Source organism: Magnetospirillum sp. ME-1 (genome assembly GCF_002105535.1).
Lineage (GTDB): Bacteria > Pseudomonadota > Alphaproteobacteria > Rhodospirillales > Magnetospirillaceae > Phaeospirillum.
On record NZ_CP015848.1, the window covers coordinates 2,086,299 to 2,108,773 of the forward strand.

At 66.2% G+C, this 22,475-nt stretch carries 18 protein-coding genes, 1 tRNA gene and 1 pseudogene; 12 read left to right on the top strand and 8 right to left on the bottom strand.

Annotated elements, in window-relative coordinates:
• Positions 1–18 precede the first annotated feature (18 nt).
• The 4 genes from WV31_RS09745 to fliD all read left to right on the top strand — a co-directional run bounded on the left by WV31_RS09745 (position 19) and on the right by fliD (position 6,598).
• The gene (locus tag WV31_RS09745; protein WP_085373367.1) at positions 19–2,178 is read left to right on the top strand and encodes an alpha/beta fold hydrolase; all 2,160 of its coding nucleotides are present in this window, start codon (positions 19–21) and stop codon (positions 2,176–2,178) included.
• Between the two features lie 52 nt (positions 2,179–2,230).
• Positions 2,231–3,469, top strand: a complete 1,239-nt coding sequence (locus WV31_RS09750) for an ATP-grasp domain-containing protein (protein WP_237051563.1) — start codon at positions 2,231–2,233, stop codon at positions 3,467–3,469.
• Positions 3,470–3,471: 2 nt separating this feature from the next.
• Positions 3,472–5,031, top strand: a complete 1,560-nt coding sequence (locus WV31_RS09755) for a hypothetical protein (RefSeq protein WP_085373369.1) — start codon at positions 3,472–3,474, stop codon at positions 5,029–5,031.
• Positions 5,032–5,317: 286 nt separating this feature from the next.
• The gene (gene fliD / locus WV31_RS09760; protein WP_085373370.1) at positions 5,318–6,598 is read left to right on the top strand and encodes a flagellar filament capping protein FliD; all 1,281 of its coding nucleotides are present in this window, start codon (positions 5,318–5,320) and stop codon (positions 6,596–6,598) included.
• 63 nt (positions 6,599–6,661) lie between these two features.
• Here the strand turns inward: fliD and WV31_RS22030 are convergent, their stop codons facing one another.
• Positions 6,662–6,946, bottom strand: a complete 285-nt coding sequence (locus WV31_RS22030) for a hypothetical protein (protein ID WP_168185890.1) — start codon at positions 6,944–6,946, stop codon at positions 6,662–6,664.
• Positions 6,947–7,130: 184 nt separating this feature from the next.
• Between WV31_RS22030 and thiE the strand changes: the two genes are divergently transcribed.
• The 3 genes from thiE (at position 7,131) to WV31_RS09780 (ending at position 8,544) form a co-directional block, all read left to right on the top strand.
• Complete coding sequence (gene thiE, locus WV31_RS09770; protein WP_145980792.1) at positions 7,131–7,784, top strand: thiamine phosphate synthase; 654 nt, start codon at positions 7,131–7,133, stop codon at positions 7,782–7,784.
• A gap of 1 nt (position 7,785) precedes the next feature.
• The gene (locus tag WV31_RS09775) at positions 7,786–8,367 is read left to right on the top strand and encodes a TIGR00730 family Rossman fold protein (protein ID WP_085373371.1); all 582 of its coding nucleotides are present in this window, start codon (positions 7,786–7,788) and stop codon (positions 8,365–8,367) included.
• A 102-nt stretch (positions 8,368–8,469) separates the two neighbouring features.
• Positions 8,470–8,544: transfer RNA gene (locus WV31_RS09780), tRNA-Val, on the top strand.
• A 78-nt stretch (positions 8,545–8,622) separates the two neighbouring features.
• Here WV31_RS09780 and WV31_RS09785 read toward each other — a convergent pair.
• Complete coding sequence (locus WV31_RS09785) at positions 8,623–10,245, bottom strand: ABC-F family ATP-binding cassette domain-containing protein (protein ID WP_085373372.1); 1,623 nt, start codon at positions 10,243–10,245, stop codon at positions 8,623–8,625.
• A gap of 249 nt (positions 10,246–10,494) precedes the next feature.
• Here WV31_RS09785 and WV31_RS22830 point away from each other — a divergent pair, with 249 nt between their 5' ends.
• Entirely contained in the window at positions 10,495–10,692 is a 198-nt protein-coding gene (locus tag WV31_RS22830) for a PLP-dependent transferase (protein ID WP_085373373.1), read from the top strand.
• 186 nt (positions 10,693–10,878) lie between these two features.
• Here the strand turns inward: WV31_RS22830 and WV31_RS09795 are convergent, their stop codons facing one another.
• Positions 10,879–12,114 carry an extracellular solute-binding protein gene (locus WV31_RS09795; protein WP_085373374.1) on the bottom strand — a complete coding sequence of 412 codons (1,236 nt, stop codon included), beginning with the start codon at positions 12,112–12,114 and terminating at the stop codon, positions 10,879–10,881.
• Between WV31_RS09795 and WV31_RS09800 the strand changes: the two genes are divergently transcribed.
• Genes WV31_RS09800 through WV31_RS09815 form a run of 4 tightly spaced genes read left to right on the top strand, consistent with a single transcriptional unit; the run spans position 12,109 to position 18,279 of the window.
• Positions 12,109–15,183 (top strand): response regulator, encoded by a 3,075-nt coding sequence (locus tag WV31_RS09800; protein ID WP_085373375.1) that lies wholly within the window; start codon positions 12,109–12,111, stop codon positions 15,181–15,183. The genes WV31_RS09795 and WV31_RS09800 overlap by 6 nt on opposite strands.
• The gene (locus WV31_RS09805) at positions 15,180–15,659 is read left to right on the top strand and encodes a response regulator (protein ID WP_206072595.1); all 480 of its coding nucleotides are present in this window, start codon (positions 15,180–15,182) and stop codon (positions 15,657–15,659) included. The genes WV31_RS09800 and WV31_RS09805 overlap by 4 nt, the downstream gene beginning before the upstream one ends.
• A complete protein-coding gene (locus WV31_RS09810; RefSeq protein WP_085373377.1) occupies positions 15,656–17,185 on the top strand; it encodes a response regulator in 1,530 nt (509 codons plus the stop codon). The genes WV31_RS09805 and WV31_RS09810 overlap by 4 nt, the downstream gene beginning before the upstream one ends.
• A complete protein-coding gene (locus WV31_RS09815; protein WP_085373378.1) occupies positions 17,182–18,279 on the top strand; it encodes a hybrid sensor histidine kinase/response regulator in 1,098 nt (365 codons plus the stop codon). The genes WV31_RS09810 and WV31_RS09815 overlap by 4 nt, the downstream gene beginning before the upstream one ends.
• A 28-nt stretch (positions 18,280–18,307) precedes the next feature.
• Here WV31_RS09815 and WV31_RS09820 read toward each other — a convergent pair whose 3' ends face one another.
• From WV31_RS09820 to WV31_RS09840, 5 genes and pseudogenes are all read right to left on the bottom strand, one after another.
• Complete coding sequence (locus tag WV31_RS09820; RefSeq protein WP_085373379.1) at positions 18,308–18,562, bottom strand: YfhL family 4Fe-4S dicluster ferredoxin; 255 nt, start codon at positions 18,560–18,562, stop codon at positions 18,308–18,310.
• A gap of 38 nt (positions 18,563–18,600) precedes the next feature.
• The gene (locus tag WV31_RS09825) at positions 18,601–19,713 is read right to left on the bottom strand and encodes a 4Fe-4S binding protein (protein WP_085373380.1); all 1,113 of its coding nucleotides are present in this window, start codon (positions 19,711–19,713) and stop codon (positions 18,601–18,603) included.
• Positions 19,710–20,645 carry a HEAT repeat domain-containing protein gene (locus WV31_RS09830; RefSeq protein ID WP_085373381.1) on the bottom strand — a complete coding sequence of 312 codons (936 nt, stop codon included), beginning with the start codon at positions 20,643–20,645 and terminating at the stop codon, positions 19,710–19,712. Before WV31_RS09830 ends, WV31_RS09825 begins: the two co-directional genes overlap by 4 nt.
• A gap of 7 nt (positions 20,646–20,652) precedes the next feature.
• Entirely contained in the window at positions 20,653–20,874 is a 222-nt protein-coding gene (locus WV31_RS09835) for a 4Fe-4S dicluster domain-containing protein (protein ID WP_085373382.1), read from the bottom strand.
• Between the two features lie 5 nt (positions 20,875–20,879).
• Positions 20,880–22,328, bottom strand: a pseudogene (locus WV31_RS09840) (fumarate reductase/succinate dehydrogenase flavoprotein subunit); the annotation flags it as partial.
• Between the last annotated feature and the right edge of the window lie 147 nt (positions 22,329–22,475).

Genomic DNA, 22,475 nt, shown 5'->3' on the forward strand with positions numbered 1-22,475 from the left:
ACGGGGAGGAAAGACGGAATGAACGTCACGGTTCAAGGCAAGGCGGTGTTCGCCGCGGCGTTCGGCGATGACTCCGCCCCGGCGCTGGTGCTGGCCCACGGCGCCGGCGGCAGCCACGCCACCTGGAACGGCATCGCCGAGGGGCTGGCCGCCCAGGGCTGGCGCGTCCTGGTCCCCGATCTGCCCGGCCACGGCGCCTCGCAAGGCCCGTCCGTGGGCAGCATTCCCGCCCTGGCCGACTGGCTGGCCGGTTTCCTGGGCGCCGCCGGGCTCGAGCAAGCGGTTCTGGCCGGCCATTCCATGGGGGCGCTGGCCGCGCTCGATTGCGCCGCCCGCCATCCCGGCCGGGTGCGTTCCCTGCTGCTGCTGGGGGCCGCCGCATCCATGCCGGTCAACCAGGCGCTGCTGGACATGGCCCGCGACGATCCCGCCGCCGCCTGCGCCCTGATCGCCAAATGGGGGTTCCCCAAGGAGCCGCCCGCCCCGCCGGAACTGATCACCGGGACCGCCGCCCATCTGGCCGAAACCGCGCCCGGCGTGCTGCACGCCGACCTTTCCGCCTGCAACGCCTATGACGGGGGCGAGGCCGCCGCCGCGAGGGTCCGCTGCCCCGCCACCGTGATCATCGGCGGCCAGGACCGCATGGCCGCGCCCGAGGCCGGACGCGCCCTGGCCGCCCACCTGCCCCGGGGCCGCGCCGTGGTGCTGGAGCAGGCCGGACACCTGATGATGGCCGGCCACCCCCAGGCCACACTGACGGCCATGGGCGAGGCCCTCGATCCCGGCCTCGACCCCGCCGACTGGGACGCCTTGCGCGCCCAGGCCCACCGCATGCTGGACGAAAGCCTGGACTTCATCCGGGATGTGCGCATACGCCCGGTCTGGACGCCCATGCCGCCCGAGGTGCGGACCGCCTTCGACGCTCCCCCGCCCAAGGCCGCCCAGGAGCTTGCCGCCATCGACGCCGAGTTCCGCACCCTGGTCGAGCCTTTCGGCCCCGGCAACGTCCATCCCGGCTTCATGGGCTGGGTCCATGGCGCCGGCACGGCGGAGGGCATGCTGGCCGAGATGATGGCCGGCGGCCTCAACGCCAATCTGGGCGGCCGCGACCACGCGCCCATGGAGGTGGAGCGCCAGATCCTGCGCTGGATGCGCCGGCTGTTCGGCTACCCCGAGGGAGCCAGCGGCCTGTTCGTCACCGGAACCTCCATGGCCAATTTCCTGGCCCTGCTGGTGGCGCGGACCAGGGCGCTGGGGAGCGGCATCCGGCGGACCGGCCTGTCCGGGGCCGAGGGGCTGGTCGCCTATGCCTCGCGCGCCGCCCATGGCTGCATCCCCCAGGCCTTCGAGATGAGCGGGCTGGGAGCGGATGCGCTGCGCCTGCTGCCCACCGATTCCACCCACCGCCTCGACATGGAGGCGCTGCGCCAGGCGGTGGCGGCCGACCGCGCCGCCGGGCGGCGGCCCTTCATGGTGGTCGGCAGCGCCGGAACGGTGGACGTGGGGGCCGTGGACGATCTGGACGCCCTGGCCGGTTTCGCCGCCGCCGAAGGATTGTGGTTCCACGTGGACGGCGCCTTCGGGGCGCTGGGCATGATGTCGCCCGAACTGGCGCCGCTGCTGGCCGGCATCGAGCGCTCGGATTCCATCGCCTTCGATTTCCACAAATGGGGACAGGTGCCCTATGACGCGGGCTACCTGCTGGTCCGTGACGGCGAGGCTCACCGGGCCGCCTTCGCCTCGCCCGCCGCTTACCTGAGGCGCGAGACGCGGGGCCTGGCCGCCGGCTCGCCCTGGCCCTGCGATTACGGCCCCGACCTGTCCAGGGGCTTTAGGGCCTTGAAGACCTGGGTGACGCTGAAGGCCCACGGCATGGACGCGCTGGGCGCCGCCATGGCGCGCTGCTGCCGGGTGGCCCGTCACCTCGCCGCCCGCGTCGAAGCCGAGCAAGCGCTGGAATTGCTGGCCCCGGTGGCGCTCAACATCGTCTGCTTCCACCGTCCCGGCATGGATTCCGCCCAAATCGCCGCCGATCTGCACGAGGCCGGCATCGCCGCCCCCTCCACCACCACCATCGACGGAAAACCGGCCATCCGCGCCGCCATCGTCAATCACCGCACCAGGCAAGGCGATGTCGACAAAATGATCGACGCAATTCTGGCCATGTCGGCGAAGTAATGCTTAACCATTTCCAGGTAGTCTAGAGCGTCCCATTGCCCAAGGAATCCCCGTGACCGCAGGACAGGACAGGCCTTGGCCGCCCCAATCCATGGGCATGGCCCGCTTGACCACCATGGCCTTTCATGGCGAGAACATGGTGCCGTCGGCCATTGAGCTTTTGAAGCGGAGCGAGGCCGACCACAGCGATGCCGCCGCCCTGCTCGACCTTGCCACCATCCATTTCCTGCTGGGACACGAGGAGGCCGGGCTGACCTACCAGGAGCGCGCCCTGGCGCTCGATCAGGTCTATCGCGAGCCGACCGACGCCGCCGACGGCGATGACGGCGCGATCCGGCTGCTGGCCTTCGCCGCGCCGGGCAACCTGATGTCTAACGTGCCCATCCAGTTCCTGCTCGAAGACTCCGACATCCGCCTGGACCTGCTGTTCGTGGTGCCGGGCGAGGATCTGCCCGAGCGGGTGCCCGGCCACGACATGGCCATGGTCATCGTCGGGGAATCCGAGGCCAACCGCGAGATTCTCGAGCGCATCGCCGCCTTCGCCGATCTGTGGCCCTGCCCGCCGGTGCTCAACGACCCGCGCAAGGTGCTGCAATTGTCCCGCGACGGGGTGAGCACCCTGCTGGCCGGGGCGCCCGGCATCCGCATCCCGGCCACCACCCGCGTTGATCCGCAAGACCTGGCCCGCCTGGGCCGGGGTGAAGCCGCGCTGTCCGACCTCCTGCCCGACGGCAGTTTCCCGGTCATCGCGCGGCCGGTGGATTCCCATGCAGGCAAGGGACTGGCCAAGCTGGATGCGCCGTCGACCATCGGCCTCTACCTCGCCGCCCATCCGGCCGAGGCCTATTACCTGTCCAGCTTCGTGGACTATCGCGGCGAGGGCGGCATGTTCCGCAAGTACCGCATCGCCATGATCGACGGAAAGCCCTATGTCTGCCACATGGCGGTGTCCGACCACTGGATGATCCACTACCTCAACGCCGACATGCGCGAAAGCGCCGAGAAGCGCGCCGAGGAAGCCCGCGCCTTCGCCACCTTCGACGAGGACTTCGCCGCCCGCCACGCCGGCGCCTTCGCCGCCATGGCCGAACGCATCGGGCTCGACTATTTCGCCATGGATTGCGCCGAGACGCCCGAGGGCGAATTGCTGGTGTTCGAGGCCGACACCGCCATGATCGTCCACGCCATGGACCCGCCCGACATCTTCCCCTACAAGGCCCCGCAGATGCGCCGCATCTTCAAGGCTTTCCAGGACATGCTGCGGCGGGTCAAGCAGTCCAAGACGTCCTGATCATGAACCTGGACGGACCCACCGACCTTTGGCTCACCACCGGCGGCGACGAGCGGCTGCGGGTCGATCCCGGCAGCGGGCTGAACCGCTACGGCTGCTCGCCCAAGCCCCGACCCTGGGCCATCACCTTCGCCTCCACCACCGCCACCTCGGTATCCGATGGCGCCTTCGCCCATGTGGAAACGTTGCGCCGCCGCCTGGCCGATGCCGCCCGGTCCGGCCGCCTGGACGCGGAATACGCCGCCGCCATGGACGAGGTGCGGGCCGAAATTCCCCGCCAGTGCGGCATGGTGCCGGGCACCGAGGCCATCGTCACCCCGTCGGGCACCGACGCCGAGTTCTACGCCCTGCATCTGGCCCTGGCCGCCGACAGCCGGCCGCTCACCAGCATCGTCATCGCCCCCCGGGAAACCGCCAGCAACGTGCTGCAGGCGGCATCGGGCCGCCATTACAACGCCACCACCGCCATGGGCCATCATGTGATGGTGGACGCGGCCGTGGACGCGGCCACCGCCGCCCGGGTGGAATTGGCCATCCTGCAGGTCCGCGACGAGGCGGGATCGCCCCTGGCCGTGGCCGAGATCGACCGGGCCGCCGAGGCGCTGGTGGAGCGCGAGGTGGCGCGGGGCCGCCGGGTGCTGCTCCATCTGCTCGACACCTCCAAGACCGGGCTGGTGGCGCCCAGCGCCCATTTCACCATGGATCTGGCCCGGCGCTTCGCCGGCCATCTGGACGTGGTGGTGGACGCCTCCCAGCTCCGCCTGTCCAGGGAAAGCGTCGCCCTCTATCTCGGCCACGGCTTCATGGTCATCGTCACCGGGTCCAAGTTCTTCACCGGCCCGCCCTTCGCCGGCGCGCTGCTGGTGCCGCCCGCCATCGGCGGACGGGTGCTGCTGGGCCAGGCCGCCCTGCCCCAGGGCTACAACGCCTATACCGAACGCCATTGCTGGCCCAATTCCTGGGAGAACTGGTGCCGGCCCATGGGCGGCGAGCCCAATATCGGCCTGTTGATGCGCTGGTGGGCGGCGCTGTGGGAGATGGCCGCCTTCCACGCCGTGCCGCCACCCGAGGCGCGGCGCATCCTGGAGCGCTTCCTGGCCTCGATCCGCGCCGCCATCGAGGCCGCGCCCCGCCTGCGCCTGCTGCCCTGCCCGGCCCCTGAGCGCGGCGACGCCTCGTCCTGGGACGGGCTGGCCACCATCCTCACCTTCGCCGCCACCCCGCCCAAGGCCAAGGCGTCGCTGGGCATGGAAGACCTGCGCCGCCTTCATCTCTGGCTCAACCGCGACGTCTCGGCCCTGCTGCCGGCAGGAGCGCGGGAACGGGACCGCCGCCTCGCCGCCCTGGCCTGCCATATCGGCCAGCCGGTGATGGTGGGCGATTCCTTGAGCGGCTTGCGGCTTGCCGCCGGCGCCCGGCTGGTCTCGGGCGCCCGCCAGGCCATGCTGGCCGGACGCTCGGTGGAAGCCTTCCTCGACCTGGAAATCGCCGAGGCCAAGCTGGTGCTGGCCAAACTGGACATGCTGCTGCGCCATTGGCGGCACCTCATGTCATGTCCCTGAGACGTCATGCCCGGCCTTGTGCCGGGCATCCACGTCCATCCGCCAGCTTCAGCGCGTCATAGAACGTCCAGACGGAACCGCGTGGATGGCCGGAACAAGTCCGGCCATGACGGAAAACTCGAGTTCAAGCAGCGCCACATCGGCAAATTTTGCCGCCTTCCGCACCTCCGCCCGCGATACAAGCGCAGCAATATCAATGCATTAAGCGATGGCACGGTCATTGCTTGAGCAATCCGCAAGGATTCTCTCTTCAGCGGGCGCCGCTCGCGCCCCGGAGCACAAGGCCATGAGCACCAACGCCGTTTCCGCCCTGCCGACCGCCCTTGCCGGCCTGCTGAAGCAATACGCCAACCCGACCCAGAAGGGTGAGGGCACGGCGACGTCCCCCAGCACCGCCAATGCCCTGGCCAGCCCGCTGAGCCTGGGGCGCGACGAGGCCTATTCCCTGTCCCTGGGCTCGGCCCAGAGCGGACAGGCCATGATGGGCTATACCCGCCTCGCCACCTTGGGTGCCCAGGTGGGCGGCGAACTTCAGTCGGTGGCCGCCCACGCCGCGGATTCGGGCGGCGCCGGGTCCGTCCAGGTGGAGGTGAAGCAGCTTGCCCAGGCCCAGACTCTGGTGACCTCGCTGTTCGGCGATCCCGATTCGGTGTCGCTGGGCACCGGCACCCTTCAGGTGCTGCTGGGCGAGCTGGACAGCGAGACCGGGGCCTTCAACGCCACGGGCGAACCGGTGGAGATCGCCATCACCGGCGGCTCGCTGAACGATATCGCCAAATCCATCAACGCCGCCGCAATCGGCCTGTCCGCCCAGGTGGTGGAATCGGGCGGCGGCTTCGAGCTGGAGATCAGCGGCAAGGATACGGGCGCGGCCAAGGCCTTCTCCCTGTCGGGCCTCGGCGAACTGGAATTCGACCCGTCGCGGCCCAACCTCTCGCCGCTCACCATCACCAGCGAGGCCCAGGACGCCTTCTACACCATCGACGGCACCGACTTCACCTGGCCTTCCAACACCGATGTGCCGGTGGCCTTCGGCACCACGGCGGCCTTCACCCAGACGGGGACGCAGAGCGTGCCGAAATCATCGCTGACCGACACGATCCGGACGATGATGAAATCCTTCAACGGGCTGCAGCAGGCCATCGTCGAGATGACCGGCGACAAGGGCGAACTGGCGGCCAACGCCAATCTCGCCGCCGGCATGTTCAAGCGCATCGGCGATGCCGCCATGGCCGGCTATTCCACCGGCGGCGAGGTCTCGACGCTGGCCGATATCGGCATCTCGGTGGAGAAGAACGGTACGCTTTCCATCGACCAGTCCATCCTGGCCCAGGCGCTGGGCAAGGACCCGGCCGCCGTGCAATCCCTGGTGGCCCAGGCCGCCAAGGGCATGGACGACGCCATCCGGCCCTATCTCGGCAACAAGGGGGCCATATCCTCGCAGGTGACGGTGCTGGGCTCGCTGCTGGGCCGGGGGTCCAGCCTGCTGGACTATCTGGGCGGCGGCGCCAAGGCCGGCGGCGGCCTGGCCGGCAACGCCGGCAGCCTGCTCTCCGCGCTGGGCTGAAGCACAGACATCAACGGCCCCCTTCCTCGCGCCGGGAAGGGGGCCGTCGTCATGTGTGGGGTCCTACTTGGCCGTCGCCGGAGCGGCGGGAGTGGCGGGGGTCGCGGGCGTCGCCGGAGTGGCGGCGGTGGCGGCCTTCTTGCCGTGGTCCTTGGCGTCCTTCTTGGCGTGGGCGGCGTCGCTCTTGCCCTTTTCCATCTTGGCGGCGGCGGCGCCGGTGGTCTGGCTGGTGGCGGCCGGGGCGGCGGGGACGGTGGTGGTGGTCGACGTGCTGCCCTGGGCCCACGCGGCCACGGGGAGCAGCGAGGCGGCGACGAGGGCGGTGGCGAGGAAACGGGTGGCACGCATGGGAGGCTTCCTTTTCTCTATCTCGTTTGCCGAAGGCCGTCATGGCCCGTTCGGTAGACATCAAGGTCGCTCCCGCCCGTGGCGGAATAAGGGACGAATTGTGATTCTTTCAAGGCAGATCAGGGCAGTTGCGCCACAATCGCCACGGTGCCATGGTGGGCGCAATCATCCTTAACCCTTCGCCATGACGAGGCCCGCCATTTCCGCCGATTCCTGCCGCCTCTACCTGATCACCCCTCCGGTCATCGAAAAGCCCTTCGAATGGGTCAAGACCCTGGAGGCCACCCTGGATGCCGGCGACGTCGCCTGCCTGCAGATTCGCCTGAAGGGCCTGGACGACGACACCATCGCCCGCGTGGTGGACGTGCTGCGCCCGCCCGCCCAGCGGCGCGGCGTGGCGGTGCTGTTGAACGACCGCCCCGACCTGGCCTTCGAGACGGGGTGCGACGGCGTGCATGTGGGCCAGACCGACGCCTCGTACAAGGCGGCCCGCCAGGCGGTGGGCCCCGAGGGCATCGTCGGCGTCACCTGCCACGATTCGCGGCACCTGGCCATGGAGGCCGGCGAGGCCGGAGCCGATTACGTGGCCTTCGGGGCCTTCTTCCCCACCGAGACCAAGGATGCGCCAACCCGCGCCGACATCGACATCCTGGACTGGTGGCACGGCCTGTTCACCGTGCCCTGCGTCGCCATCGGCGGCATCACGGTGGAGAACTGCCGCCCCCTGGTGACGGCGGGCGCCGATTTCCTGGCGGTGTCGGGCGGCGTGTGGAACCACGCCGAAGGCCCCGAGGCGGCGGTGCGCGCCTTCGCCAAGATCCTGGCCGAAGGGGGCTGACATGAAGCGGATCTGTGTCTTCTGCGGCTCCAATTCCGGCGCCAATCCGGCCTATGCCGAGGCGGCGGTGCGGCTGGGCCGCCTGCTGGCCGGGCGCGGCCAGACCCTGGTCTATGGCGGCGGCAATGTGGGCCTGATGGGCATCCTGGCCGACGCCGCCCTGGAGGCGGGCGGACAGGTGATCGGCGTCATTCCCGAATCCATGCTGAAATGGGAGGTGGGCCACCCCGAACTGACGGAACTTCGGGTGGTGGCCAGCATGCACGAGCGCAAGGCGACCATGGCCGAGCTGTCCGACGCCTTCATCGCCCTGCCCGGCGGCATCGGCACGCTCGAGGAACTGTTCGAGATCTGGACCTGGGGCCAGTTGGGCCTGCACGCCAAGCCCCTGGGCTTTCTGGACGTGGCGGGCTATTACGAGCGCCTGCACGCCTTTCTCGACCACATGGCCGGCGAAGGCTTCGTCAAGCCCCGCCACCGCCGGATGACCGCGGTCCACCACGACCCCGACACCCTGCTCGCCCTGCTCGATAGCTACCAGCCGCCGGAGACTATTCGCGTCATCGACCGCGAAACCGCGTGAAAGCCCGCTTGACAGGTCCGGCGGCGCGCCATATAAAGCGGCCCTTCCCCGGCGGTCCGCTCCGCCAAGGGAATACGGAGGCAAGCCTCTGATGGAAGAGATGGGCGATTAGCTCAGCGGGAGAGCACACCCTTCACACGGGTGGGGTCGTAGGTTCAATCCCTACATCGCCCACCATCTCTTCTCCTCAATTCATCACAATCGTCGTCCCAATCCCGCCTTATCGGGATCGCAACGCCGTTCGCGGCCGCCCCCTCAGCTCCGCAGTCCCGGCGCCTCGTGTCCCGAGCTTTCCACGTATTCGGTGTAGCCGCCGGCGTACTGGTGGATGCCCTCGGGCGTCAGTTCCAGCACCCGGTTGGACAGCGCCGCCAGGAAATGGCGGTCGTGGGAGACGAACAGCATGGTGCCCTCATAGGCCGCCAGGGCCTTGATCAGCATCTGCTTGGTGTCGAGATCCAGGTGGTTGGTGGGTTCGTCCAGCACCAGGAAGTTGGGCGGGTTGAACAGCATGATGGCCATCACCAGACGGGCCTTCTCGCCGCCCGACAGCACCCGGCACTTCTTCTCCACGTCGTCGCCGGAAAAGCCGAAGCAGCCGGCCAGGGCGCGCAGTGATCCCTGGTTGGCCTGGGGAAAGGCGCTTTCCAGGGATTCGAACACCGTGGCGTCGCCGTCGAGCAACTCCATGGCGTGCTGGGAGAAATAGCCCATCCTGACGCTGGCCCCCACCGTCACGGTCCCGCTGTCGGGGTCGGCGGCGCCGGCCACCAGCTTCAGCAGCGTCGACTTGCCCGCCCCGTTGACCCCCATGACGCACCAGCGCTCCTTGCGGCGGATGGTGAGGTCGAGCCCGTCATAGATGATCCGGCCGCCATAGGCCTTGTGGACGTTCTTCAGCACCGCCACGTCCTCGCCCGAGCGGGGTGCCGGCGGGAAGTCGAAGACCACCGTCTGGCGGCGCCGGGGGGGCTCGAAGCGTTCGATCTTGTCCAGCTTCTTCACCCGGCTCTGCACCTGGGCGGCGTGGGAGGCGCGGGCCTTGAAGCGCTCGATGAACTTCAGCTCCTTGGCCAGCATGGCCTGCTGGCGTTCAAACTGGGCCTGCTGCTGCTTCTCGTTCAGTGCCCGCTGGCGCTCGTAGAAGACGTAGTCGCCGGCATAGGTGTTGAGCGAGCCGCCATCGATCTCGATGATCTTGTTGACGATACGGTTGAGGAACTCGCGGTCGTGGGACGTCATCAGCAAGGCGCCGTCGAAGCCCTTGAGGAAATCCTCCAGCCAGATCAGGCTTTCGATGTCCAGATGGTTGCTGGGCTCGTCCAGCAGCATGACGTCGGGCCGCATCAGCAGGATGCGCCCCAGCGCCACCCGCATCTTCCAGCCGCCCGACAGCTTGCCCACGTCCGCATCCATCATCTCCTGGCTGAACGAGAGGCCCGCCAGCACTTCGCGCGCCCGTCCCTCCAGCTCGTAGCCGCCCAGTTCCTCGAAACGGGCCTGCACCTCGCCATAGCGCTCGACGATGGCATCCATCTCGTCGGCGCGGTCGGGGTCGCACATGGCCGCCTCCAGCTCGGCCAGCTCGGCCGCCACGCTGCTGACCGGCCCGGCCCCGTCCATCACCTCGGCGACGGCGCTGCGCCCCGCCATCTCGCCCACGTCCTGGTCGAAATAGCCGATGGTGATCAGCTTCTCGACCGAGACCTGACCGGCATCGGGAAGCTCGTCTCCGGTGATCATCCGAAACAGCGTGGTCTTGCCCGCACCGTTGGGGCCGACCAGACCGACCTTTTCCCCCCGGTTGAGCGCCGCAGAGGAATCGAGGAAGAGGATGCGGTGGCTGTTCTGCTTGCTGATGTTCTCGAGGCGGATCATGAACTTACCTGGGAATGAGAGTGGCCCCCGAAGCTGTCGCTTCAGGGCCCTCGGTTTTGGCGAGATCGCCCCGATGTCATGCCGGGCGGCGGCGCAGGAAGGTATCAGCTTTGCCCCGAAATGCCATCCCCATGGCCACCGGAAAATGGGAACCCTCAGGATTGTCGCCGATCTGGGCCGGGCCTTGGCCCGCTCCGCCCGTTTAGCCCTTCCCTCTTGAAAAGAGCGGTGTTTCACCGCTGAATTCGCATGCAATCTGGAGGCGGTGGCGAAGGTGGCGCACGAGGCGGGCATCAAGATGAGGGCGTTCGGCTGCTCTCCCATTCGGATGAACAGCGAATAGCGGCCGGCGCTGGCCCCGACGTCATCCGCCTGTCGGTGGGGCTCGAAAGCGTCCAAGACCTGATCCGTGACCTGGATCAGGCGCTCTCGGCGGCAGAGGGCTGAAATCGGGAAAGATGTGGTCTTCGGTTCCCCATCTCTTCACTGAACCTGCTGCGCTTCATGTCGGCCGTCCTCTGATAGGCAGGACTCTACTTCAATCAGGAAGGAACTTTCCCAAGGCAGGTCATCGCCAACACGTACAGTTCGAAGGCCGCCATTTGGGAGCGATGGGCTCAGTGGATACCGACCCTAATGCCCCATTAGGGTGCTGACCTCGCGGTAAGCCCGGGCAAGCGAGTCCGCGGGATTCATGCCTTCATCCAAGGTTCGATCGATGGCAGCCTTGGTCAGGGCGCGAACCTTCAGATTGTTTGCCGTCATCAGCTTCGCCGAAGCATTGGGGAGGTTGGCGTAAAGGCGGCGATAGGCGCCTGCCTGGCCATATCGGCCGGCCATGGCCGGCTCGTTGAACGCAGCTTGCGTCACCGGGAAATAGCCGGTCTGCTCGCTTAGGATCGCTTGCGCCTGAGGCGAGTAGAGATAGCGGATAAAGCGCAAGGCGGCGGCCTGTTCCTCGCTGCTCATATGGGCCGACAGGAACAGGTTTCCGCCTCCGACGGGGACACTTTTGCCGGAATGGCGGGGGATATGGGTGGTGATCCAGGGGAAGCGGGCGGCCTTTTCCACCAGCCCGGCACCGCCGCTGGAATAAAAGGCCACCGGGAAAGCCCCCGACGAGAATGCGTTGATGGTGCCCTTCCAGCCCGGCGAGCGGACCAGAAGACCTTTCTTGTGCAGCCGCTGCAATAGCGTCAGGGCCTCAATCGATCCCGATGAGTTCAGGCCAAGCCCGGCAATATCGCCGTGTAATCCGTCGCCTGTTGTGGCGGCCAGCGCCTCGAACAGCCAGTCGTACCATTCGCCGCCCAGGGCAAAGGACGGACGCCCGGATTTGGCCGTCAGCTTTTCCAGCATGGCTTCGAATTCGGTCCAGCTGTTGGGCAGCTGATCCGGGCCGTACCCCACCGAGGCCAGGCTCTCCATGTTGTAATAGGCGACAGGCATGGAGCGGAAATAGGGCGCGGACAGGAAGACGCCGCCGTGGCTGCTGTTGCCAAGGAAACTGGGGAGCAGGCCCGCCTTGAAGGCATCGAATTCCGCCCCCATGGCCGGGCCCATGGGCAGGATGGCGCCCGATTGCTGCAACTCGATCGTCGTGGACAGTTCGGCCACAAACAGTCCGGCGCTGCGCTTGGCCGCGGCATCGCTTTTCACCCGCCCGACCACCTCGTCATAACTGGACAGTGTTACGACCTCGACGCTAACGTCCGGAGCAGACTGCTGGAAGTTACGGGCAAGTTCGAAAAAGAGTCGGTTGGAATCGCCAGTGGCCGCAGAGGGAATGACAAACTGAAGTTTTGTGGCGGCTTGCGCCGCCGGGGCAAAAAGGAGACCAATCGCCGTCACAATTCGTAGCAAATGCATCTCTGGCGCCCCCACAAGCAATTCCTCATTATATTATCCATACCTTGGTATGGAAGCATACTGGCAAATGGTCGAGATGAACATGGTCGGGACATGCTAGGACAGGGAAGCGGCGGTACACGCCGGGCGTCTGGGCCGTGGAACTCCATTTCCAGTCTGGCGGCCAAATTTCTGATTGTCACCGTTCCCTTGCTCGTGGCTTGCGGCGCCATATTCTCTGTGTCGCTCTATTCGGTGAAGCGGTCGGAACTGCGCGACGACCTGATCAGCAGCATGCAATCCCTGGCGATACGCCAGTCCTCCGTTCTGGCCCGTCCGCTCTATAACGTCGAGACTGAACTGGCCCAGGCGCTGGTCGAGGCCATGTCGGTCACGCCTGAGCTGGTCTGCGCCGAGGTGATGGTGGAACTCACCCGCACCGTGCTGTCCTGGCCAAGCCCGGGCTGCGTCCAAGGCCGAGCAGAGGCCGACGGCATCCTGAGCGTCCCCGTATATCACGAGGGCAAGCTGGTGGGGGCGCTGTCGCTCGGCTACAGCACGCTGATCGGTGAAGCGCAACTGCACCATGAGATGTTGCGCTATCTCGCCTTGACGGCGGTCAGCGTGCTGGTTACCGCCATAGCGGCGCTGCTCGCCTTCAAACTGATCATAGGGCGCCCGCTGCACCGGCTGCTGACCGCAATCCGTGAAACTGAACAAGGTGGCGGTCAAGTCGTGCTGGAATGGGATTCCGCCGACGAGATGGGGCGCGCCATCGCGGCCTTCAACACCATGAGCGCGCAGATCGCCATGCGCACCGCCGAACTGACCGATGCCCGCGCCGCGGCCGAGGCCGCCACCCATGCCAAAGGCGAATTTCTGGCGAATATGAGTCACGAAATCCGCACGCCCATGAACGCGGTTCTGGGGATGACGGAATTGTGCCTGAAGACGGAGCTCAGCACCAAGCAGCGTAATTATCTGCAAAAGTCGCACAACTCGGCGCGGGCACTGCTTCGCATCATCAACGACATCTTGGACTTCTCCAAGATCGAGGCCGGAAAGCTGTCCATTGAGGAGGTGGAGTTCGTTCTGGACGACGTCATCACCCACGTGGCCGACATCTCCATGGTGAAGGCGCAAGAGAAGGGGCTGGAACTGCTGTTCGGTGTCGATCCCCATTTGCCCAGGCGGTTGATCGGCGATCCCCTCCGCCTCAGTCAGGTCCTGATCAATCTGATCGGCAACGCCTTGAAGTTCACCCAGCAAGGCGAAGTGGTGGTATCGGTCGAGCCCGACAGTGACGAAAATGGTCGCGTCGGTCTGCTGGTCCATGTGCGCGACACCGGAATCGGCATGAGCGCCGAACAGTGCAGCCGCCTGTTCGGGGCCTTTTCACAGGCGGATTCCTCGACCACCAGGCGTTTCGGCGGTACCGGCCTGGGCTTGGCCATCTCCAAACAGATTGCCCGGCTGATGGGCGGCGATATAACGGTGGAATCCCAACCAGGCTTGGGCAGCACCTTCCATTTCTTGGCCATATTCAAGAAACCGGCCGACGCCGAGACCTATGCCGAGCAGGCTTCCGCCCTGGCGGGTATCCGGGTTCTGGTGGTCGATGACAACGAGGCATCGCGCGAATTGCTGGAAACCGTGCTGAGCGGTTATGGCTGTTCGGTCGCCCACGCCGCCAGCGGCGAGGAGGCTATCGCCGAACTGAGGCGGGTCGCACTGGCCGGCGAGCCGGATTACGATCTGGTCCTGATGGATTACATGATGCCCGGACTGGATGGCATCGAGGCGGCCCGTCGCATCGCCGGCGACGAGACCATAACCACCTCGCCGATCATGGTGATGGTCACGGCTTATGGCCGGGAAGAGATCATGCACAAGGCGAGCGAAGTGGGATTGAGCGGTTTTCTGGTCAAGCCGGTCAGCCCCTCGGCTTTGCTGGAGACGGTTCTGGGATTGCTGGGCCGTAATTTGCCGACCGCGTCCATGGGGAGTGAACTGCAGGCTCAGGCGGCTCCAACCATCTCCAGTCTGGTCGGCGCCCGCGTCTTGCTGGTTGAGGACAACGAGATCAACCAGGAACTCGCCATGGAAATCCTGGCCGGAGCCGGTATCGTCGCCGAAGCCGCCCATAACGGCCGCGACGCACTGGCGAAACTGGAAGAGAGTCGCTTCGACGGTGTGCTGATGGATTGCCAGATGCCGGTGATGGACGGCTATGAGGCGACACGCGCCATCCGCGCCAATCCCGTTCACGCCACCCTGCCAATCATCGCCATGACCGCCAACGCCATGGAAGGCGACCGTGAACGGTGCCTGGAATCGGGGATGAACGACCACATCACCAAGCCCATCGATACTTCGCGCCTGCTGTCCACAATGGCCCGCTGGATCAAGCCCGCGCATCCCGGCCTCGCGGCCTCGCCTCTGCGGATGCCCGCGTCGCCCGTTGACGAGTCGGGGGGCGACTTTTCCAGCCTCCGCCATATCAGGTTTGAAGCCGGTCTGCGCCGCGCCCAGGGTAATGCAGGTCTTTACGCCCGCCTGTTGCGCAAGTTCCGTGATGGCAATCTGGATTTCCGTGCCGCCTTTTCCGCCGCCAGAGACGATGCGGATGCGCGCGCGGGCGAGCGCCTGGCCCACACCCTGAAAGGATTGGCGGCCACGGTGGAGGCAACCGATGTGGCCAGTAGGGCCGGCGTGCTGGAACAGCTCTGCCGCACTAACGCGGGGGCAGCCGAGGTGCAGAGCGCCCTGGACGCGGTGTGCGGCGCTCTAGCCCCGGTCCTGGACGAACTCAATGGCCTGCTGGGTGAGAAGACGGAGCCGGCGGGCGAAAATGCCGTGGGCGCGCCGGTGTCCCTGACCGAGGCGGCCAAGGCCCGGCTGGCACAGGTGGCAGCCCTGTTGCAGGAGGGAGAGGCGGACGCAGCCGAAATTCTGAGCGAGTTTCTGACCGAGAATCCGAGCTTGCAGACCGCCTTGGCCAAGGTCCAGCAGAAAGCCGCTGGTTATGATTTCTTCGGCGCCTACGATGAACTCACCACAGCGGCCAAGGAATGGGGGGTGTCATTGTGAGCACCGTTCAACGCACGGTTCTGATCGTCGATGACACGCCGGAAAACCTGGATCTGCTGAAGGCGATCCTGGCCCCCCATTACAAGGTCAAGGCCGCCATCAATGGTGAGGCCGCCTTGCGCCTGGCTGCCGCCGCGCCTCCCGATATCGTCTTGCTGGATGTGATGATGCCCGGCCTGAACGGGTATGAGGTGTGCGAAAGGATGATGGCGGATACCGCGCTCCGCCATATCCCGGTGGTACTGGTGACGGCTCTCGCCGAATCCATGGATGACGGCAAGGGGTTTGCCGCGGGCGCGGTGGACTATATCACCAAGCCGGTCAGCGCCCCGGTGGTCCTGAACAGGGTCAAAAGCCATCTGGATCTGGTTGACCTGCAGTGTGCCGCCAAAGATGCCCTGGGCGCCCTGCGCAGGGGAGATTCCTCTGCCGCCGAAAAGCGCCTTGCCGCCATCCTCGACGGAGAGGCGGCATGAGCGACCCCGCCTCCGTCCTGGTCGTCGACGACAGTCCAGACAGCCTGGAACTGATGAAGTCGGTTCTGGGGGGGGAATATCGGGTGCGCGTGGCCATCGGCGGCGATCCCGCCCTTCGGCTGGCCTCCCAGGCCGCCCCGGACATCGTGCTGTTGGATGTGATGATGCCGGACATGGATGGCTACGAGGTCTGCCGACGGCTGAAAGCCGAACCGGCCCTGGCCGACGTGCCGGTGATCTTCATTTCCTCGCTCTACGCGGAGGAAGACGAGGAAAAAGGCTTCCGGGCCGGCGCGGTCGATTACATCACGAAACCCATCAGCCCACCCCTGCTCAAAGCACGCGTCGCCACCCATCTGAAGTTGGCGCGTCAGCGTCGGCAATTGGAACAGGCACGGGAGAAAGCCGAGCAGGAAGCCCGTGTCAAAGCGGAATTTCTGGCCTTCATGAGCCACGAAATCCGCACGCCGTTGACGGGTATGCTGGGCACCCTGGGTCTGCTGCGCGAAACCCGCCTGGATGGTGAGCAGGACGGTTATGTCCGCGTCCTCCACTCCGCCGGCGATGCTCTTCTGGCCATACTCAACGATGCCCTCGACGTGATCAAAAGCGATGCAGGCAAGCTTTCGCTTGAAGTCAGGCCGTTCCATCTTGGCCAGATGGCAGAGGGCGTGGTTGCCTTGATGAATTCACGCGCCACGGAAAAGGGACTGACCTTAAGCCTGCGCGTGGATCCGACGATCCCCGAGGTGGTTCAGGGTGATTCCATGCGGTTGTCCCAGATTCTGCTCAATCTGGTGGGCAACGCCGTCAAGTTCACCGAAACCGGTGGGGTAGAGCTAACCGTAAGCCCCGGCAGCCCCGGCAGGTTAATGTTCAAGGTGAGTGATACCGGCATCGGCATTGTTCCCGACGTTCTGCCCACTCTGTTTGCGGATTTCACCCAGCAGGATTCTTCCATCAGTCGGCGCTTCGGCGGAACGGGCCTGGGACTGTCCATCTGCCGCCGCCTGGCCGAGTTGATGGAAGGAACCGTCGAAGCGGCCAGCACGCTGGGCCAAGGCAGCGTCTTCACCCTGGACCTCCCCCTGCTGCCGGGCCGCCTTGAGCAGGTGGCCGAGCCCAGATCTCCCGCCAAGGGTGCCGAACTCAACATCCTTGTGGCCGACGACAATCCGCTGAACCAGAAGGTCGCCCAGGCCATGCTGACCAGCCGCGGGCACACCGTTCATACCGTGTCCGACGGTGAAGCCGCGATATCGGCGGTTGCCGAGGGATGTTTTGACCTGGTCCTGATGGATGTTCGTATGCGCGGCCTCGGGGGGCTGGAGGCTTCGCGGCGGATACGCGCCTTGCCCGGCGCCAAGGGAAGAACGCCGATCATCGCCCTGACCGGTGCCGCACTGGATGAGGATCGCGCTCTTTGCCTGGAAGCCGGCATGGATGACGTGGTGTTGAAACCCTATTCCCGAAATCACTTGCTGGACGTCATCGCCCGGACGGTGCCTTTCAAGACGGTGCCATGATGACCCCGCTGCCCAATATCCTGGTCATCGACGACAGTCCGGAAAGTCTCGAACTGATGAAGCATGTGCTGAGCCCCGATCACCGTGTCCGCCTTGCGGTGAACGGGGAAGCGGGCATGGCTTTGGCCCGACAGACGCCGCCCGATATTATTCTGTTGGACGTTCTGATGCCGGGCCTGGACGGCTATGAAACCTGCCGCCGGCTGAAACAGGATCTGGATCTGGTCGATGTGCCGGTGATCTTCATTACCGCCATGGAAGCGGCCGAGGACGAGGCGACCGGCTTTGCCGTGGGAGCGGTGGACTATATCACCAAACCCATCAGCCCTCCCCTGCTGCGCGCCCGCGTTTCCACTCATCTGGCGCTCTATCGCCAACGTCGCGCCGCGGAACAGGCGAGGGCCAAGGCCGAAGAGGCGGCCTGCGCCAAGACAGAATTTCTGTCCATGATGAGTCACGAGATCAAGACGCCGCTGAGCATCATCTCGGCCGCCGCCGAACTGCTCCAGCGATTTCCGGACAATCCCGAAGATACCCGCATCGAAGCCGGCAAGATTTCCAAGGCGGCCTTGCGGATGCAGCTCATGATCGAGGCGCTGCTGGCCGATGACCTCCTCGATACCTCTGTACTGGTCACCAGCCGCCCACCCGTGGATATGGCCAAGTTGGTGGGTGATCTGTGCAATGAACGCCGAACGTCCTATCCCAACCACGAACTGCATATGGAGATCAAGGGGCAGCCCATCGTCGATGGTGTCTTCCCGCTGTTGCGCGTGGCTGTGGCCAATCTCCTGGATAATGCCGCCAAGTATTCCCCATCGGGCCGACCTGTCCACCTCCGCCTGGCCGAGCGTTGCGGCACGGTGAGCCTTAGCGTGCAGGATCAGGGGATGGGCATCGCAGAGGAGGACAAGGAACGCATTTTCCAGAAATTCTTCCGCTCTGAACGCTCCAGTCATAAAAGCGGCACGGGCCTCGGCCTTTACCTGGTTCGACGCATCGCGGAAGGCCATCATGGCCAAATCACCTTGGAAAGTCAGATCGACCAGGGGAGCACATTCACTCTAAGCCTGCCGGCGGGAAGGCAGCCGTAAAGGCCAATATATGAAGGTCCGCAGCCGGCTACCCCGCCAGCCCCATCACGTCCCGATACTTCACCAGCAATTCGTCCCGGCTCTCCACCCGGTCAGGATCGATGATGATGCAGTCCACCGGGCAATGCTCGATGCATTGAGGGCGGTCGTAGTGGCCGACGCATTCGGTGCAGCGGTCGGGATCGACCACGAAGATCTCGTCACCCTGGGTGATGGCCTCGTTGGGGCATTCCTGCTCGCAGACGTCGCAATTGATGCACTGGTCGGTGATCAGCAGGGCCATGGGCCGGCCTCCTTGGTCAAATGAGCAGATAGAGGGGGTCAGATGAGCAGATAGAGGGCGGCCAGCCCCACCGATAGGCCGGTAAAGACGATCCTGGCGCGGGCGCCCTGCGCCAGGCCCCATCCCAGCCGTCCGCTCCAGGCGAGGCCCAGGGTGACGAAGACCGTCCGCAGCCAGGGCAGCAGATCAGGGCACTCCACCAGGGCCAGGGAATGCTCGACCGCCCCCAGGAACAGCCCGAACCCGGCCAGGGGGATCAGGGCATAGGCCAGACGCATCCAGCCCTGTCGTCCCGCCGCCAGCAGCAGCGACGCGGCGACGGCTCCGCCCAGCCCCAGGGCCACGGCCAGGATGGCGACAATATCGCCGGTCCAATGAAATCCGGCAAAGCACAGCCCGATCAGCACGAAGCAGATGCCCGCCGCGTCCCAGGGCCGCACCTCGTCATCCTTGAGGCCGGCAATTTCCGAGCCCAGGGGCCGCCACGCCAGTTCCACCGCGCCGCGATGGCCCGAGCAGCGGCCGCACATGTTGCACTTCTCGTTGCTGGTCAGCCGCCGCACGTCCAGCAGCAGGGGGCAGTCCACCGGCTTTGGGCTGGGGCGGGGCGCGGCGTCCCAGCGGGCGCGGTCCACCTTGAAATGCAGGGCCGAGGCGCGCGCCAGCAGCGAGAACACGCTGCCCGCCGGGCAGAGATAGCGGCACCACACGCGGCGCCCTTTGCCGAACCACAGGCCGGTGGCCAGGGCGAGGAGCGACATACCGCCCACCGCCGCCAGGGTGCCCCAGGCCGAGCGATGGGCATCAACGGAATCGCTGAACAGGGTCACGGCGGCGAAGGCCAGCAGCGGCCACCAGCCCCAACGCAGCCATTCAGCAGGCTTGGCCCCCTTGCCGTGGCGGCTGGCGCATTCGGTGACGGTGCCGTCGGGGCACAGCACGCCGCACCAGAACTGGCCGAACACCATCACCGACAGGATCACCGCCGGCCACCACACGCCCCAGAACACCGCTTCGGCCACCCGGCCCAAACCGCCGGCAGGGATTACGACGGGGCCCAGCAGCAGGACGAAATACACCAGCGCCATGCCCCACTGGACCATGCGGACCACATCCTGGCGACGGTGGAGAAAGTCGCCGACCGCCTTCATGCAAGCGCGTCCAGGGCACGGCGGGCCGATTTGCGCACCTCGACGTCGGCATCGTCCAAGGCCTCCGTCAGGGCGGGAACGGCCGCCCGGTCACCGATGGCGGCCAGGGCGCCGGCGGCCTCGCGCCGCAGATTGCCGATGGCGTGGGACAATTGGGCGATCAGGGCGGGCACCGCCGCCCCTGCCTTCAGTCGCCCCAGCGCCACCGCCGCCTTCAGCCGCACCTGCCAGTAGGAATCGTCAAGGGCGGCGATCAGGCCGTCCGCCGCTTCGGCTGGCAGCAGCTTGCCCAGGGTCACCGCCGCCTCTTCCCGCGTCTGCCAGTCGGCATCGCCCAGGGCGCGCAGCAGGGCGGGCGCCGCCGCGCCCGGCTCGGCGAATCCCAGGGCGCCCACGGCAGCGCGGCGGACCTCGGCATCGGTATCCACCGTGACCCGTTCGGCCAGCCCCACCACGGCGCGGTCATGGCGCAGATAGCCCAGCACGCGGACCGCCTCCAGCCTGACCGAGGCCAGGGGATCGCCGAGCGCGTCCAGGGCCGGCTCCAGCGCGCCCTCCTGCCGCAGCTTGCGCAAGCCGGCAAGAATGGCCGCCCTCGCCTGTCCGCGCGCTTCGGCCAGCCGGCCCAGCAGCACCGGCCCGGCGGCCTCGTCGAGGATTTCCGCCAGGGATTGCGCCGCCGCCGTCCGGATTTCCTCCTCCGTGTCCTCCAGGCGGTCGACCAGAGCGTTGACGCCGTCTTCGGAGGCGTCGCCCTCCAGGGCCTTGACCGCCTCCAGCCGCACACCCGGGTCCTCGTCGCGGCTGGCTTGGGCGAACAGGCCGGGATGATCGTGCGCCCAATCCGCCGCCTGCATCACCACGATGCGGCGAACGTCCGGATCGGGCTGATCCAGGGCTTTGGTCAGGGCGGCGATTTCGGGATCGAGCATCACCGCCTCAGCGCAGCAGGTAGGGAATGGAAACGGTGATGGCCTTGGTCGGGCAATCGTGCTGGCAGGGCAGGCAGTACCAGCACTCGTCATAGGCCATGTGAACCTTGCCGTCCGGGCCGAGGGCCAGGATGTCGGTGGGGCAGACGTCGATGCAGGTGCGGCAGCCCTTGGCGGCGATGCACTTGTCGGGATCGATGGTGACGGAGGGTTGGGCGAGATGGGTCATGGCAGTCACTCCGCAGCCGTATCGATGCGCAATTCGTTATAGGCGTTCCGCTCGTCGTCCCCGACCGGCACGATGTAGGGATCGACGGGGCGTTTGAAGAAGTCCGGCTTGCCGTCGGCGCCCTTTTTGACCTCGACGAAGCAGAACCACTCGGAATCGTTCCTGAAGTCGAAATCGGTGCGGTAGTGGTAGAGGCCCCAGCGACTTTCGGTGCGGTACAGCGAGGCCAGCGCCGCCAGTTCGGCGCAATCGACGATGGCGTAGATCTCCAGCGCCCGCATGAGTTCGTGGGGAGAGTTGGCCTTGATACGCTTCAGATCCTCGCGGATCTCGGCGAAGCGGACGAGGCCGATCTCCATCTTGCGGGTCACCTTGGGCGGCTGGAGGTAGTCGTTGACCATGCGGCGCAGCTTGTATTCCACCTGGGCGGGCTCCAGGCCTTCGGCGCGCAGCAGCGGCGCGAAGACCCTTTCCCGCTCGGCCGCCACCTGGGCCTCGTCCAGGTCGGGCAGCTCCAGTCCGGCCACGTAATCCACCGCGTCCTGGCCGGCGATGGCGCCGAACACCATGGCCCCCAGCATGTAATTGTGGGCGACGTTGCACAGGTCGCCGGCGGCGTAAAGGCCGGGCACGGTGGTCCGGGCGTTCTCGTCCACCCAGACGCCGGACGCCGAATGGCCGCCGCACAGCCCGATCTCGGAGATGTGCATCTCCACCAGATCATGGCGGTAGTCGGTGTGACGGCCCTGATGGAACAGGCCCCGCGTCGGACGCTCGGTGATATGAAGGACGTTCTCGATCTTGGTGACCGTCTCGTCGGCCAGATGGTCGAGCTTGAGGAAGACGGGTCCGTTGCCGCTTTCCAGCTCGCGCCAGAATTCCAGCATCATCTGGCCCGACCAGTAATCGCTCTTGATGAAGCGCTCGCCCTTGGCGTTGACGGTGAAGCCGCCGAACGGGCCGGTGACGTAGGCGCAGGCCGGGCCGTTGTAATCCTTGATCAGCGGATTGATCTGGAAGCACTCCAGCCCCGACAGCTCGGCCCCCGCGTGATAGGCCATGGAATAGCCATCGCCGGCATTGCAGGGATTCTCGTAGGTGCCGAACAGATAGCCCGAGGCGGGCAGACCCAACCGCCCCGCCGCCCCGGTGCACAGCACCACGGCACGCGCCCGGATCACCACGAATTCGCCCGAGCGGGAATCCAGGGCCAGGGCGCCGGCGATGCGCCCGTCGGCGGCGGTGAGCAGCCGCGTGGTGATCAGGCGGTTGCTGACCTCGACCCCCAGCCTCTTGATCTGCTTGAAGATGTGCTTCTTGATGGCGTAGCCCTCGGGCATGGGCAGGACGTAGGAGCCCATGTGGTGGACCTTCTTCACCGCATAGTCGCCGGTCTCGTCCTTCTCGAACTTGACGCCCCAGGAATCCAGCTCGCGGATCATGGCTTCCGAGCGAGTGGCATAACCCCGTGCTTACTCGCCTTGGTCGCCCAATCCGGGCCCCGGAAAAGCGAAACGCCGCCAGATGTGTGATCTGGCGGCTTTTGATTTGGTTGCGGGGGCAGGCAGCCGACGAGATCCTAAATTTAGGATTACGATTTG